Origin of the sequence: Nostoc sp. DedQUE04, assembly GCF_034530995.1 — a bacterium.
Taxonomy (GTDB): Bacteria; Cyanobacteriota; Cyanobacteriia; order Cyanobacteriales; family Nostocaceae; genus Nostoc.
Genome location: NZ_JAVRCA010000058.1, coordinates 1 through 15,053, shown reverse-complemented (window position 1 = coordinate 15,053; position 15,053 = coordinate 1). Strand labels below are relative to the sequence as shown.

15 protein-coding genes are annotated in these 15,053 nt (G+C 41.0%); 10 read left to right on the top strand and 5 right to left on the bottom strand.

What is annotated here, in order from left to right; translation table 11 throughout:
- Positions 1 to 84: 84 nt before the first annotated feature.
- Positions 85 to 2,481: a phosphoribosylformylglycinamidine synthase subunit PurL gene (purL, locus tag RM049_RS29695; protein ID WP_322706717.1), complete on the bottom strand. Its 2,397-nt coding sequence runs from the start codon at positions 2,479 to 2,481 to the stop codon at positions 85 to 87.
- Positions 2,482 to 3,081: 600 nt separating this feature from the next.
- Here purL and RM049_RS29690 point away from each other — a divergent pair.
- On the top strand, positions 3,082 to 3,252 hold the full coding sequence (locus RM049_RS29690) for a hypothetical protein (protein ID WP_322706716.1): 171 nt from the start codon (positions 3,082 to 3,084) through the stop codon (positions 3,250 to 3,252).
- A 19-nt stretch (positions 3,253 to 3,271) separates the two neighbouring features.
- Here RM049_RS29690 and RM049_RS29685 read toward each other — a convergent pair whose 3' ends face one another.
- The gene (locus tag RM049_RS29685) at positions 3,272 to 3,757 is read right to left on the bottom strand and encodes an allophycocyanin subunit alpha-B (protein WP_094348587.1); all 486 of its coding nucleotides are present in this window, start codon (positions 3,755 to 3,757) and stop codon (positions 3,272 to 3,274) included.
- Positions 3,758 to 4,042: 285 nt separating this feature from the next.
- On the opposite strand from RM049_RS29685, the gene rlmD reads away from it, so the two are divergent.
- Both rlmD and RM049_RS29675 read left to right on the top strand, forming a co-directional pair.
- The gene (rlmD, locus tag RM049_RS29680) at positions 4,043 to 5,413 is read left to right on the top strand and encodes a 23S rRNA (uracil(1939)-C(5))-methyltransferase RlmD (RefSeq protein WP_322706715.1); all 1,371 of its coding nucleotides are present in this window, start codon (positions 4,043 to 4,045) and stop codon (positions 5,411 to 5,413) included.
- A gap of 426 nt (positions 5,414 to 5,839) precedes the next feature.
- Entirely contained in the window at positions 5,840 to 6,289 is a 450-nt protein-coding gene (locus tag RM049_RS29675; RefSeq protein WP_322669713.1) for an anti-sigma regulatory factor, read from the top strand.
- Between the two features lie 68 nt (positions 6,290 to 6,357).
- On the opposite strand, the gene RM049_RS29670 is transcribed toward RM049_RS29675, so the two are convergent.
- Positions 6,358 to 6,636, bottom strand: a complete 279-nt coding sequence (locus RM049_RS29670) for a DUF6439 family protein (protein WP_322669712.1) — start codon at positions 6,634 to 6,636, stop codon at positions 6,358 to 6,360.
- Between the two features lie 118 nt (positions 6,637 to 6,754).
- Between RM049_RS29670 and RM049_RS29665 the strand changes: the two genes are divergently transcribed.
- The 4 genes from RM049_RS29665 (at position 6,755) to RM049_RS29650 (ending at position 9,052) form a co-directional block, all read left to right on the top strand.
- Complete coding sequence (locus tag RM049_RS29665) at positions 6,755 to 7,117, top strand: hypothetical protein (protein ID WP_322669711.1); 363 nt, start codon at positions 6,755 to 6,757, stop codon at positions 7,115 to 7,117.
- Between the two features lie 2 nt (positions 7,118 to 7,119).
- Positions 7,120 to 8,511, top strand: coding sequence for an asparagine--tRNA ligase (asnS, locus tag RM049_RS29660; RefSeq protein ID WP_322706714.1), 1,392 nt, complete (start codon positions 7,120 to 7,122; stop codon positions 8,509 to 8,511).
- An 83-nt stretch (positions 8,512 to 8,594) separates the two neighbouring features.
- A complete protein-coding gene (locus RM049_RS29655) occupies positions 8,595 to 8,825 on the top strand; it encodes a DUF2281 domain-containing protein (protein ID WP_229456950.1) in 231 nt (76 codons plus the stop codon).
- Positions 8,819 to 9,052 carry a type II toxin-antitoxin system PemK/MazF family toxin gene (locus tag RM049_RS29650; RefSeq protein WP_322706713.1) on the top strand — a complete coding sequence of 78 codons (234 nt, stop codon included), beginning with the start codon at positions 8,819 to 8,821 and terminating at the stop codon, positions 9,050 to 9,052. The genes RM049_RS29655 and RM049_RS29650 overlap by 7 nt, the downstream gene beginning before the upstream one ends.
- A gap of 181 nt (positions 9,053 to 9,233) precedes the next feature.
- Here RM049_RS29650 and RM049_RS29645 read toward each other — a convergent pair whose 3' ends face one another.
- Together RM049_RS29645 and RM049_RS29640 are read right to left on the bottom strand one after the other, a co-directional pair.
- On the bottom strand, positions 9,234 to 10,004 hold the full coding sequence (locus RM049_RS29645) for a hypothetical protein (RefSeq protein ID WP_322706712.1): 771 nt from the start codon (positions 10,002 to 10,004) through the stop codon (positions 9,234 to 9,236).
- Positions 10,001 to 11,764 (bottom strand): serine/threonine-protein kinase, encoded by a 1,764-nt coding sequence (locus RM049_RS29640; protein WP_322706711.1) that lies wholly within the window; start codon positions 11,762 to 11,764, stop codon positions 10,001 to 10,003. Before RM049_RS29640 ends, RM049_RS29645 begins: the two co-directional genes overlap by 4 nt.
- A 199-nt stretch (positions 11,765 to 11,963) precedes the next feature.
- On the opposite strand from RM049_RS29640, the gene RM049_RS29635 reads away from it, so the two are divergent.
- The 3 genes from RM049_RS29635 to RM049_RS29625 all read left to right on the top strand — a co-directional run bounded on the left by RM049_RS29635 (position 11,964) and on the right by RM049_RS29625 (position 15,029).
- Complete coding sequence (locus RM049_RS29635) at positions 11,964 to 12,440, top strand: chemotaxis protein CheW (protein WP_322706710.1); 477 nt, start codon at positions 11,964 to 11,966, stop codon at positions 12,438 to 12,440.
- A gap of 21 nt (positions 12,441 to 12,461) precedes the next feature.
- Positions 12,462 to 13,733 (top strand): CheR family methyltransferase, encoded by a 1,272-nt coding sequence (locus tag RM049_RS29630; protein WP_322706709.1) that lies wholly within the window; start codon positions 12,462 to 12,464, stop codon positions 13,731 to 13,733.
- Positions 13,734 to 14,309: 576 nt separating this feature from the next.
- Entirely contained in the window at positions 14,310 to 15,029 is a 720-nt protein-coding gene (locus tag RM049_RS29625) for a CHASE3 domain-containing protein (protein WP_322706708.1), read from the top strand.
- Positions 15,030 to 15,053 lie beyond the last annotated feature (24 nt).

Below are 15,053 nucleotides of genomic sequence, written 5' to 3'. Positions count from 1 at the left end.
AAATCTTTAACCATCCATTAAAACAGTACCGTAAATTTGCTCAGAGACGCTAAAAGTTGTGAGTGAAGTCTAAATACTCAGCATTCAGCGCTCAGAAGTAGTGGTATGGATGGCGAGACGTTTGGCGATCGCATGGGAATAGCGATCGTTCATATCTTCGATACTAACTTTGATTAAGGTTTGGTTATCAGTGGTAAAAACCCCCAAACCAGTCTCAAAATTACTAACTACACCCAGTTTTTGCCACTCTTGACCGAGATGTTCCTGTAAATATGATTCCCAAATTTCTTGTTCTGCTGATGCTACAGAAACTAAAATTCTGGCACCACCTTCGGCAAACAACACCTCGTCAAGTCGATTTAACTGTGTTTGCGCTATTTCTAAATTGATTTCGGCACCAAGGTTGCCAGCAAGACAAGATTCGGCTAGTGCGATCGCCACTCCCCCTTCAGCAGAATCGTGAGCTGAACGTACCCAACCATTACGAATTCCTTCACGACAAACTTTCTGGACGCGGCGTTCCAAGTCAAAATCAACCCGTGGTGGTTTTCCGGCAACAGTATTGTGGATAGTAGCTAAATACTCAGATGCTCCCAAACTGATTTGGGATGCCAGAGGTAATCCCAGAAGATAAATCACATCGCCGGATGCTTGCCAACCTTGACCACAAATTTTGGTTAGATCGGGAATCAAGCCCACCATACCGACAACAGGAGTGGGATAAATGGGTTGTGGGATGCCTTGAGAATCAAGAGTTTCGTTGTACAAAGAGACATTTCCGCCTGTGACTGGTGTCGCCAATTCTCGGCAACCTTCCGCCAAACCGCGACAAGCTTCTGCCAATTGCCAGTAACCAATGGGTTTTTCTGGAGAGCCAAAATTCAGATTATCCGTCACCGCCAAAGGTTCAGCACCCACACAACTAAGATTGCGTGCAGCTTCTGCCACCACTGCCTTAGCTCCTTCGTAAGGGTCAAGATAAACATAACGAGGATTGCAATCTACCGTTGCCGCCACACCGCTTTGGGCATTGAGGGTTTCCTTGTCTCCTTGTCCTCCTTGTCCCCTTGTCCCCTTGTCCTCTTCCAAAGGGCGTAAGCGGATAACAGCCGCATCTGCGCCACCTGGCAGTATTACCGTATTATTTTGTACTTGATGGTCATACTGACGATATACCCAATTTTTAGAAGCGATCGTGGGTGTATCGAGCAAAGTTAAGAGAATATCATTCCAATTTTGCAGTCCTCCTGGAAGTTCTATTCCAGCAATTGTGCAAGGAGGTAGGGAATCAGGTGTCCATTCCCAAGCTTGACGCGCATATTCTGGTGCTTCTGCCAATAACTCCCGGTTATACAGTGGGGTATTTTCTGCCAAAGCTTCAGCGGGAATTTCTGCTGCTACTTTACCCTGAAAGAGAATTCGCACAATAGGATCGGCGATAACTGTCCCAGCAACAACGGCTTGAAGTCCCCAACGGTGGAAAATGTCGATTAATTCTTGCTCGCGCCCTTTATGAGCAACAAACAGCATTCGTTCTTGAGATTCCGAAAGCAGATATTCATAGGGAACCATCCCCGTTTCTCTGACGGGAATTTTATCTAAATCTAGTTCAATTCCCACACTGCCTTTTGCCGCCATCTCTGAGGTAGAACAGGTGATTCCCGCAGCTCCCATATCTTGGGCGGCGACAACTGCACCCGTTTTAAACGCCTCCAGACAAGCTTCAATTAACGACTTTTCCAAAAAGGGATCGCCCACTTGCACAGCAGGGCGATCGTCTATGGATTGATCGCTCAATTCTGCACTAGCAAAACTCGCGCCTCCCATACCATCGCGCCCAGTGGTGGAACCAACATACAGCACGGGGTTGCCTAAGCCAGATGCTCCAGATTTGACGATTTCTGAGGTTTCCATCAACCCCAATGCCATAACGTTCACCAGAGGATTACCAGAGTAAGCAGAGTCAAAGTAGACTTCGCCGCCAACGGTGGGTACTCCCACACAGTTACCATAATGAGAGATTCCTGCCACCACACCGCTAAACAGCCGTTGAGTTTTGGGATCTTCTAGGGAACCAAAGCGTAACGAGTTTAATAGGGCAATGGGACGCGCACCCATTGTAAAAATATCTCTGAGAATACCTCCGACTCCTGTTGCAGCTCCTTGAAAGGGTTCGACTGCTGAGGGATGGTTGTGAGATTCAATCTTAAAAGCTAGTTGGAGTCCATCACCCAAATCTACAACACCAGCATTTTCACCAGGCCCCACGAGGATGCGGGGGCCATCGGTGGGAAATTGTTTGAGTAGAGGTCGAGAATTTTTGTAACAGCAATGCTCAGACCACATGACACCAAACATTCCCAGTTCAGCTTTGTTGGGATGACGGCCTAGCCGACGGACAATTTCTGCGTATTCTTCTGGTTTAAGACCAACAGCCGCAATTTCTTGGGGGGAAAAAGCTGGTTTTGAGGTTGCAGTCATGGAAGTAATGCACTCTGGGGGGACAGAGCATTATTCTATCGATTTACTTGCCCTGTAAGTACAGTTCTTAATTGAAGCGCGATCGCTCTTTAATTTAAACTTTAACTAAATACTTGTATTTCCATCTTGGTAAATAATTGGTAGAAAATGCTTGTGCAGCCTTTTTTACAAGCAAACTTATTTCTTTGATGGAGGAGTAGTAAAACCCCAGAATGCACTCAACAGGATTATTTCGACCATGAGATAGACAAGATGAAGATCAATAGCACACAAAATGCTTTAGTCTGTAAAGATAACTTTATTTTTTAATCTTGGTGAAATTTCTAGCTCCTTTACTTACGTGAGTCTAGTCTCACTCAGAGATTATTCGGGTATATGCAGTTTAGATGTAACAATCAAGTGACGAGAATCACACATATCGATGATTAAGATCGTCCCCCAGCGATCGGTAACTAGGCATAATTAATGACAACTGAACTCTAGCCGAGTCATTAATAGGGAACACACTTAATAGCCGACAGTCTTAATCAAGGACTGTCGGTTTTTTGTATTTGTCCTTAGTCATTGGTCATTGGTCATTGGTCATTGGTCATTAGTCAAATGCCCCATGCCCATATCCATAAAATTTCCCCACAACTGGTTGGTAACCTGACAGAGATTTTGCCACAGCCACTACCAAATGTGGGGAAGGTACGATCGAATTGGGGATCTTATGCCTATCAAGTGCTAGTATCTCGCACTCACTTTAGTAGACCGGAAGTATATTCTTAGAACCAGCACACACTTTGTATTAAGACATCGCTTGAATGATGTAATCAAAGTAAGGTGCTGCTTCAGCAGCGTCTTCCGCACTCAGTAAGCTAAGGGAGGCTGTTTTGAGGGAATTAATCGCTTCTACCATTCCAGGCACGGGAACGCCCAATGAATTGTACATTTCCCGCACACCAATCAAACCAATTTTTTCGATTGGCTCTTTGTCACCGGCAAGTACACCATAAGTAATTAGGCGTAAGTACCAGCCAAAATCACGGATACATAGAGAGCGTTGGCGTTCGCCGTAAGCATTACCTCCAGGGGAGATAAAGTCAGGACGCTTCTGCCAAAGTTGTTTAGTTGCTTCTTGAACTATCTTCTTTTCGTTTTCAGCTAAGGTAGCCGCAATCCGCGTCCGTTGTACACCGGTTTGCAAAAAGTCTTTGATATTTTTAAGTTCGCCACTGCTGGGATAACGCAGTTCGTCGTCGGCTTTGAGAATAACTTGGCTAATTACAGTCATGATTATTGAAATCACCTGAAATATTATCTGTTAGTTTAGCGAGTTGGAGGTACACAAGTGAAGGGATAGGAGCTACTTATGTATTGAATTTATCTATTTGGGGGAGTGGGGAGTGGGGAGCAGGGGAGCAGGGGAGGCAGGGGAGGCAGGGGAAGAAGAATTAATAACTAATGTCCAATACTTCGACTTCGCTCAGTACAAGTGCCCAATGCCCAATGCCCAATGCCCAATGCCCAATGCCCAATGCCCAGTAACAAATGACAAATGACAAATGACAAATGACAAATGACTAAAATAATTTGGCAACAGGGTGAATTAATTGAAGTGACGATCGCTAACCTGAGTGATACAGGTGATGGTGTGGGACGCGCTGATGAGCGTGTAGTGTTTGTCCCAGATACTGTCCCAGGCGATCGCGCCATTGTCCGCTTGGTACACATTAAACCAAAATACGGCCACGGTAAGCTCCAAGAGCTATTGGAGCCATCCCTCCACCGTATCCGACCTAGCTGTATTGTGGCGGATAAGTGCGGCGGTTGTCAGTGGCAGCATATTAATTATGATTACCAGCTAGTAGCCAAACAAAATCAAGTTATCCAAGCTTTGGAACGTATTGGCGGTTTTATCCAACCACCAGTAGATCCGGTACTTGCTGCCCCTTCTGCTTTGGGTTACCGTAACAAATCTACATATCCTCTCTCGCTATCGGCAACAGGACAAGTACAAGCTGGTTACTATCAAAAAGGTAGTCACCAATTAATTAATTTAAATCAATGTCCAGTCCAAGATGCGCGATTAAATCCCTTACTTGCCGAAGTTAAGCAGGATATTCAACAGCAAGGTTGGCAAATTTACGACGAACACCGCCACCAAGGAAAAATTCGCCATCTCGGTTTACGCATTGGGCGACACACTGGGGAAATGTTGCTGACTTTGGTGGTAAAGGACTGGAATTTATCAGGAATTGCAACCCAAGCCCAGGAATGGTTAAAGCGCTATCCGCAGTTAGTCGGAGTGTCGCTCAATCGCAATAGCGATCGCACAAATGCTATCTTTGGATCAGAAACCCGTTGCATCGCTGGAGTCCCCCACCTGCGTGAAAATTTTGCTGGACTGGAATTTCAAGTACGCCCAGATACATTTTTCCAAGTGTATACCGAAACAGCAGAGGCACTATTACAGGTAATTCAATCAGAACTCAATCTTCAAGGGCATGAGTTCCTAGTTGATGCCTACTGTGGTATTGGGACTTTAACTTTGCCTCTTGCCAAAAAAGTACGTATTGCTACAGGATTAGAAGTGCAACCAGCAGCAGTAGAACAAGCAATTTTGAATGCCCACCGCAACGGAATTGATAATGTGACTTTCCTTTTCGGGGCAGTAGAGAAATTGCTTCCCCAAATGGGCACAATACCAGAAGTAGTAATACTCGATCCGCCACGTAAGGGGTGCGATCGCGCAGTCATAGATACTTTACGGCAATTGAAACCATATAGGATCGTTTACGTCAGCTGTAAAGTAGCTACCCTCGCCCGCGACCTGAAATTGCTTTGTCAAGATGGGCAATATACCATCACACGGGTACAACCTGCTGATTTTTTTCCTCAAACTGCTCATGTTGAAGCTGCCGCCTTTCTTGTGTTATCACATTGTTGACAAGGTTAGTAATTCCTTCAAAAAAACTGAAATTTGAAATTTTTAGTCTAGTGCATACTAAAGATGCTAAAATTGAATTAAGCGAAAAATAAAAATTCATTTTGTTTAAATAAATTCAAGTAGCATAGGTTCTGAAAAATATGAAGAAGATTGTGTGAATGATAAATCGGCAACTAATTAGAGTATGCCAATACTCTCTAAAATTAACAGCATATTCTTAATTTGCTGACCTCATTATCAAATTTCTTCCAGCCGATATATCTAAACAATCGCAATTCATAGTTATAGAGCCAATGCTCCCTAGCATTTTCAAAATTTAGTTTTAAAGACGCAAGTTTGAAGGCAGCATGACCACCTCAAGTTTTATCAGGGTGACTGTAATAGCAAACTGATGTCTAGCTAACTGAAAGCTATGGGGTTTCTCTTGTGATTACTATTTCACTCCGTCCAGTTGGACGTTATTGGGGCACTATTAGTTTTGCCTCAACCCTCTACCTTTGTCCCATATTAGACTTATTGTTGGCAGAAATTCCAGCAAGATTACAAGCAGAACTGCGGCTAGGACTTCAAGAAGCCCTAGTCAACGCAGCTAAACATGGTAATAATCTCGATCCGAGTAAAACAGTTGTAGTTCGTTTTTCCGTAATAGATAATCAATATTGGTGGATAATATCAGACCAGGGTAGTGGTTTTACTCCTTCATCTACTAGTAATGAAGAACCAACAGACTATCTTCCACCAGATGAGTCAGAAAATGGTCGTGGTTTATGTCTTCTACATCAAATTTTTGATCGGGTAGAGTGGAACCGGAAAGGCACAGAATTGAGACTTTGTAAACAAATGGAAAATCGCCGGGGATTATCTCTGCGGCGGTAACTTAGTTAGGAGTTAGGAGTTAAAAGTTAGGAGTTGAGTAATAATTCATAACTCCTAACTCTTAACTTTTAACTTTTTCCGTGAGTTTGACAGGGAGGGGCAGAAATGGAGCGATCTAACCAACCAACTGCTTGTTGTAATCTAGCTTGAGCTTCTTCTGGCTGATTCTTTAAAAGATACACAATAGCTGCTGCCACTTGTTCATTAGCGCGGGAATTGCGGTTAGACTTGAGGCGATGCCAATCGTTAGGGGAAATAGTCAGCCTTTCCATGAGGGCTTGAGCTAGTTCCAGAGTACTAAATTCATTCAGTTGACTGGTTTTAGGCAGCTGAGTAGATTGAGACATAATTATGAGTCCTTTGTCTTTTGGCCTTCGTCCTTTGTCCTTCGTCCTTTGAAAAATTACAAATGACTAATGACTAATGACAATTGATTAATATTTAATTTTAGTTTACTACTTGTAAATGAAGCCGCCAAAACAATCACAGCCGTCAGCAGAAAATCCCGAACCAGATTTTGAACAAGAATTAGAGGAAGTAGAGCGATCGCTCCTATCCTTAAAAGAACGTTACGATCGAGTGCAGCGCGATCGCCAACAACAGGCACAATGGCAACAGCGCCGGGATCAACTAAAGCACAATAAATCTCAGACACCAGAAATCAAAGCAGAGTTACGGCACATTCAACAGCAGTTGGAAAGGCTAGAAGTGAACTTAGAAAGCCAGTTATTTTCTTGGCGTAGCCTCAAAAAACCTTTCTGGCAAGTCGTCCGCTTTGGTGGAATGGGCGTTATCATAGGCTGGATATTAAAGTCTTATGCTGGGTAAATATGGTAAATCGACGAATTGCAGAAATATTGCGAAGTGGCCAACCTGATGAGTCTCTCCTAGTTCAAGGCTGGGTGCGGACGAAGCGCGAGTCCAAAGGGTTTGCTTTTATTGAAGTCAATGACGGCTCATCACTAGCTAATTTGCAAGTCGTCATTAATCAGGATTTGCCAGACTATGAAGCTATTTTGAAAAAACTGAATACGGGTGCTGCTGTTGAGACGACAGGGGTACTAGTGGCTTCTCTTGGTAAAGGACAGAGGATTGAGTTGAAAGCCGAGTCCGTGAAAGTTTTCGGAGAAGCCGATCCCGATACATATCCCCTGCAAAAGAAACGCCATTCCTTTGAGTTTCTGCGAACTATTGGACATTTGCGATCGCGTACCAATTCTTTTGGTGCAGTTTTCCGCGTCAGAAATGCTTGTTCGGCAGCAATTCACCAATTCTTCCAACAAAGAGGCTTTTTGTGGGTACACACACCGATCATCACTGCTAGCGATTGCGAAGGCGCGGGTGAACTGTTTAGCGTTACCAGTTTAGATTTAAAGAATATTCCCCGCACACAAAACCAAGCAGTAGATTACAGCCAAGACTTTTTTGCTAAACCCACATATTTAACAGTTAGCGGCCAGTTGGAAGCAGAAGTTATGGCGATGGCGTTTAGTAACGTCTACACATTTGGCCCTACCTTCCGTGCAGAAAATTCCAACACTTCCCGTCACCTAGCAGAATTTTGGATGGTTGAGCCAGAAATGGCTTTTTGTGACTTAGAAGGCGATATGGATTTAGCTGAGGCGTTTCTGAAACACATTTTTAAATATGTGTTGGAAACTTGCCCAGAAGATATGGAATTTTTTAATGAACGCATTGATAAATCTGTGTTGGCAACAGCCGAAAATATTATTAATAATCAGTTTGAACGCTTAACTTATACAGAAGCCATCAAACTTTTAGAAAAAGCTGATGTCAAATTTGAATATCCAGTGAGTTGGGGTTTAGATTTACAATCAGAACACGAACGGTACTTGGCTGAACAACAGTTTAAAAAGCCAGTAATTGTCACAGATTACCCAGCGCAAATTAAAGCCTTTTATATGCGCTTGAACGACGATGAAAAAACCGTTCGGGCAATGGATATTCTTGCACCCAAAATTGGCGAGATTGTCGGCGGTTCTCAACGGGAAGAACGTTTAGAAGTATTAGAACGCCGTGTGTTAGCGCAGGGGTTAAAGCCAGAAGACTTGTGGTGGTATCTTGATTTGCGTCGTTACGGTACTGTTCCTCATGCGGGTTTTGGACTAGGTTTTGAACGACTCGTGCAATTTATGACTGGTATGGGAAATATTCGTGATGTGATTCCGTTCCCGCGTACACCCCAAAGTGCTGAGTTTTAGTTTAAATTTTAGACCTGGCCATTTCTAATCGCCAGGTTTTTGACTTTTGTGGATAAACAGAAATCCATCTGAGAATATTTATCATGAGCATACAAGACCAAACTATTGGTAAAATCCGGCAAATGCCAGAAGCTTTAGTTCAGGAAGTAAGTGATTTTATCGACTTCCTATTAATGAAGCATAGTGGTAAAAACTGGGAACTATGGCTTCAGTTTAGCGAGTCGTTAGAAATAGTAGAATCAGATTTTTCAGAATATTTATCTAATTTAGAAGATTATGAAGAACGCTTGGCGCGTGGAGAAATCCAGTGGTAGATATCTCAAGAGGAGATGTAGTTTTGTGCGATCTAAATCCTGTTATTGGTACAGAACAAGCAGGGATTAGACCTGTCGTAGTAGTGCAAATTGATCGGGCAAATGCTCTTAGTCCCCATACCATTATCGCACCATTCACTTCAAAAATTAGACGTGCTATTTTACCTTTTCATGTATTTGTACCTGCTGGTATCGGTGGTTTAAGCCAAGATTCTATTGTGCTGTGAACCGAGTAATCAAGTTGCCAAGTCATCTTTGAAGTTTTCGGCAAGGAATTTACAGATATTGTCATACATGGCAGCCTGAAAGTAAGGGCATCAGGTATTTTTGAGAAAATTAAATTTGTTGGTGTTTGGTTTACTTGCCGCAACCCAACATAATTCTACTACACTACTCTTTTAACACCACCTAATTACCAAGTACATCTTGTCTACGGCGCTCCTGTTCCTGCTCTTGAACTTCTTGGCGTACTTCCAAATATTTTTTTAAGGCTGCACTAGATTCACCCGCTATTACTAATCTCAATTTACGAGCTTGATCGCCATCCCCTAAAAGCGAAATCAATTCTCTTCTTTGTGTTTTTTCAAGGGTAAAAAACCATTTGATAAAAGCTTTTAAAATTTCTTCTCGTGAACCATATACCTCATCATGGGCAAGAACACAAGAAGGACAAACGTTAACTTTATAACTTGTATACCATTCTTGTACCCTGTCTCTAAAAGAAACTCCACTACCAAGTATAGACTTTGTTAGAGAGCATTCTTGACTCGATATATCTTGATTGACAATACAGTCTAAAATAGAAGTTTTATCATAACCTCCAAATACGCTTGCTAGAGATGCAACAACAACAGAACCAGGATACCCGGCAAGTATTTCTCCAGTGGAATCAAGCCAAGCATATTTAGTCAATACTGAGGAGTAATGGTATCGAGAATATACACAATGACTGATTGCTTGCTCTTGGTTATAGGAATTTTTAAGATAGTAATTAATACTATTTGTATCAAATCCCATTCGCTTGTAATAATTAAAAGAAAGTATATCTTCTTGGCAGCTTTTTGCCACCTGAGTTAGTCTGTTGATATTTATCTGTGCATCACTTCTCATTGGTGCTAATAACAAAGCCGAGCTAGTTACCACTAAAGTGATTAAGCTTTTAACTGCGAATTTTTTCATTTATTTCCTTCTCTTATTACTTGTTCTAATTCATCAGAAGTTTTAGGTATGGGATATGTAGATTCCCAAGGATTAGGAATATTAGTACCATCATTATTTGTATCTACTGTATTTTCTGGTCGTTCTGTTATAACTTGTTGCTTAGGTGGTAATTGCCGTTGATTTGAGGTTGTTACAGTTTTTTTTGGTTGCTGCTTAGTTTGCAAGTAAACTTGTTTAACTTTTTCAAGGCTAATTTTTGTCTGTTGCTGTTTATAATCTTGTTGCTTTTTTTGTGTTACTAAAGCATCTTGAGGTTCCTTTTCCCTTATATCAGGATTTAATTGCTCTCTTTTTTCCCTCATCTCTCTTCTTTTCCTCATCACAGCTTCTAACTGCTCTCTTTCTGTTCTGACAGCAGCCTCTTTTTTAATAGCTGCTTGTCTCTCTTGCTCTGCTTTTAAAGCAGCCTTAATTTTTTTTTGCTTTTCTACCTCTTTTATTTGAGCTTGCTCAGTTTCTACTTTGTCAGATGTAGGCAAAGTTAAAGGACTTATTGTAGGTTGAGATTTAACAGTTAATGGAATTTCAGGAATTTGGGTAACTGGACTAGGAATAGCTACCGGAACATTTTCTACAGGAGAAACAGAAACCGGATTTTTGGTGTTTGGTTGATTAATAGCCGCAATAACAACAGCAAAACATCCCAGTCCTAAACCGATGAGAACTTGCCAAAGTTTTTGGCTTTTTTGAGTCTGGCTAGAAGACGCGTTGACTGATTTAACTCCACTAACTGATACAGTAGCAACAGAACTAAATGACGCAGCAGATTTAGACCCATTGATTGATTGAATTTTCGTTTGCTGCCATAGTATTCTAGGCATTTGTAACGCTTTTTCAATTTCGTTCAATTTCTGCAAAATCACTTGCGTGTTTTGAGGACGATGATTTGCAGTAGGAGCCATCAAATGGTCGATTAAATCTGCCAAAAGTGGAGAAATATTGAGTGCAGATTTTCGCCAGTGCAACTCGTTAGTCAGAGGGTCATAAATTTCTTTATCCTGGGGTTCTTTACCTGTGAGCAGAAAAATAAAAGTCCGTCCCAATGCAAAAAAGTCTGACTGCTGTACCGAATAACCGTTTTGTTGCTCTGGCGGTGAATAGCCTTGTGAAAAAATTCTGGTATGGGAATTTCCCGCCACAATGGTTGTCGTGACTTGTCGAACTGCACCAAAATCAATTAAGACAAGCTGCCCATTTGGCCGCAGCATGATATTCTGAGGTTTAATATCACGGTGAAAATATTGATGAGCGTGTACTAAAGCGAGAATTTCTACAAGTTGTTTTAGCCAATTGAGAGCTTGAGCTTCAGAAAGACGTTGATAATTACGAAATTCCATCCACTGCTCTAAATTTACGCCTTCAATTTTCTCCATTGCTAAACAGTGCAATGGTAGAGAGCTATTTTTAGGTAAAACAGTAAAATAACCATCTGGTTCTACCTTGGGAATACCCGCACTGTTTAACTGACTCAAAACCTTTGCTTCCTGCTGAAACAGTTCAATGGCTTTGGGGTTCTTCTCAGTCAGCACTTTTAAAACTTTAGTTTTCCCACACTCGTCAACTTCAAAAGTATTACCAAAGCCACCTTGTCCTAGTTGTTTGAGTACCCGATAGCGACCTTGCAGTAGTATTTCTGACCCACAGTTACAGCAAATCAGTTTGTTTGCATTCACTGGGTCAACAGGTTTTGGACAATGAGGATTTATACAATAGGTCATTACACAAAAGTAAATATCCTAAAGAATTAACTTTTATTTATATCTAAGGTTCTAGTAATAGAGTTCCCTAAAACTCTGACAAAGTAGCATATAGTTTTTAGAATATGCCTGCAATAAATTTCTCATTACTATAGAATAGGCATCTTGCATAGCCTACAAGGAACATCAAAGCTAGCAATGGAGATGTAAATTAGTGTTAATGCTACTTCTCAACATTGGAAATGAGCGATATGCCATAGAAAGCCGACAGGTTGTAGAAGTAATACCACTTGTTGTACTCAAAAGTTTGCCCCACCAGCCTGAGCATATCGCTGGTGTTTTTAACTATCGCGGACGCATTGTACCAGTAATAGATTTATGCCAGTTGATGCGTGGTAAACCCTCCAGTGAGTATCTGAGTACTAGAATTGTCCTAGTCAATTATTGGGGAAGTAATAATACAGAACTTCAGGCTCCCTATATTTTGGGTTTGATGACAGAACAAGTTGTAGAAACATTACATCAGTCTGAGTCTGAATTTGTCGATCCCAATATTCAGATAGATACAGCGCCATATTTGGGCAAAATGATTGTAGATGACCGAGGGATGATTCAGTGCCTTCGCATTGAGTACTTGTTGTCAGAAGCACAGCAAGTAAATCTCTTGCCAGAAAGTCATCACAATACTAGATTTTAGATTGGTCTGAAGACTCTATAAATGGCACAATCTGTTATTGAAGCTTTACTAAAAAGCAAGATTGGTTTAGATGCAAATTCTATTGGTGCTGATGCGATCGCTAGTGCAATTTATCAACGCATGGCAGATTGCGGCATCACGGATATTGCTCACTATCTGGGGAAGTTACAGGTATCTACCCAGGAATGGGAAGCGCTGATTGACAGTGTAATTGTTCCAGAAACTTGGTTTTTTCGAGAACCAGAGTCTTTTGCATTTCTGAAACATTACGTATTATCTGAGTGGTTGCCAAAAAATCCCCAAGGCGTATTGCGGGTTTTGAGTGTACCTTGTGCAACGGGTGAAGAACCATATTCCATTGCGATCGCTCTTTTGGAAGCAGGATTAAATCCAACAAACATTCACATCGATGCTGTTGATGTTAGCAACAAGTGCCTATTAAAAGCCCAACGAGCAATCTACAATCAATACTCGTTTCGCGGCAATAGCCAATCGTTTCAAGAGCGCTATTTTCAGGCAACTGAGGCAGGATATCGCCTGTGCGAACAGGTAAGATGTATGGTGAATTTTCTGCACAGTAACTTAGTAGATACCGATTTTTTATTGGGTACGCCGCCCTATGATATTGTCTTTTGCCGTAACCTGCTGATTTATTTTGATAGTGCTACTAAGGTACATACTATTGGAGTTCTAAAAAGGTTGCTAAACCTGCAAGGTTTGCTATTTGTTGGACATGCTGAAGCTTGGTTATTATCGAAAACTGAATTTGTTTCAGTTCGTCAAGATTCAGTAGTTGCTCATCGAAAGTCTTCAACGTGCGAAAATATTCGCAAAAATCATCATCCCAATCTTCACAAACAAGACTTTACAAGCAAAAATATCGATGTTCTCAACAAGCGACAACTACCGAACAAAAACCATTCCAAGTTTGCCGCACAAGGGAGATTGAATCTTCCTCCTCAAAACCCCATATTACCAAAAGACCTGAAGGAAAATTTGTTAGAAACAGCCAGAAACTTAGCTAATCAAGGTCAGTTGAATGAAGCTGCTAAATTATGCAACGACTATCTGAACCAAAATCAGGTCAGTATTGAAGCGTATCTTCTACTTGGTCAGGTACAGCAAGCAATGGCACAAAATGAGCAGGCGGAACAATCTTTTCAAAAAGCAATCTATCTGCAACCTACCCATGAAGAGGCACTTATTCATTTGGCATTACTCAGAGAACATCAAGGAAATGCTGGTAGCGCAAATATCCTTTGGCAGCGAATTCACCGACTAAAGAAGAAGTGAATCAGGATAGCGCTTAATAATTTGTTTCAAAATTGAATATGCAAACTGTTAATCTCGTTTACGATCTGGGAACTCTAAGAATTGCAAGTATTTCAAAAGACTTTTGACATTATGTTCAAAAATATTTACAACAAATGAATCAGTCATAAAGGCTTATATCTGTATGAGCCTACCCATATAACCCAATACGGCTCAGTTAAAGGTTACTGGCAACAATTTTGGGTTTTCGAGACGCGATAAATCGCCGTCTCTACAAGTGTTTTGTTGCTCATTCTGAACTATTTTGCTATATAACCTTCATCTGCCTCTGGCAAAATTTACTTTTGCAAAAAATCTAATTGGCGAATTGGGTAAACCTCAAGCAATTCTTATCCATCCAGAAACGTACATTAAAACCTCATCCATTTGGAAACTTGGAGTAGTGCGGACATCTTGTCCGCTAATATCAGCAGGAAGCAAGATACTCACACTACTTGAAAAATATGGTTCTCAAAATAGATGTGGTTTAGTATAGCATGGTGGAAATAGTTATCCAATTTTAAAAGCTGACTTTCGCATTTTACCTAATACACCTATTTGGAAAAAGTCAAACATCAAAAATATATGCAACAAGGAATTAGAATTAATCAATTTGTCATTGGTGGATTTGGAATCATTGTTATCTTAACAGGTATTGCTAGTTTTGTGGCTAAATCAGCAAACGATTCTCTAGCTAATTCTGCTACTTTAGTAACGCATACCTATTCAGTTAAATTGGATTTAAAAGAAATTGAAAAAATCTTGGTTGATGCTGAAACTGGACAAAGAGGATTTATTATTACAAACAAACAACAATATTTAGAGCCTTATGAAATTGCTAGAAATTACCTGAAGGATAAATTTAAATATTTAAGACAAAAGATTTCAGACAATCAAAAGCAAGTCCAGAGTTTAGATAAATTTGAGGAGTTATCCCAAGAAAAGATGAGCGAGTTAGAAACAACGATCGCTCTCAAAAAAGCTGGTAAAGAGCAAGAAGTACTAGCTCTGATTCTTTCAGATAAAGGTAAAAATATTATGGATGCAATCAGACAAAAGCTTAGTGAGATGCTGCAAACAGAAGAGCAGCTTTTAGATGAGAGGCAAAAACAAGCAAGTCAATTTCAGGCATTTGCAAATTCCGTTAATTTCGCTACTTTCTTCTGTATTATGATTGTTGCATTCATTGTCTCACTGGTTATTGTCCGCATTCTCAGTCTTTCCTTGAGTCGCTCTTTGCAGTCAGCATTTGGGAGCATCCCAAATGTGCAAAAATAAAGAAAGGAAAATTATTAGCGAGTA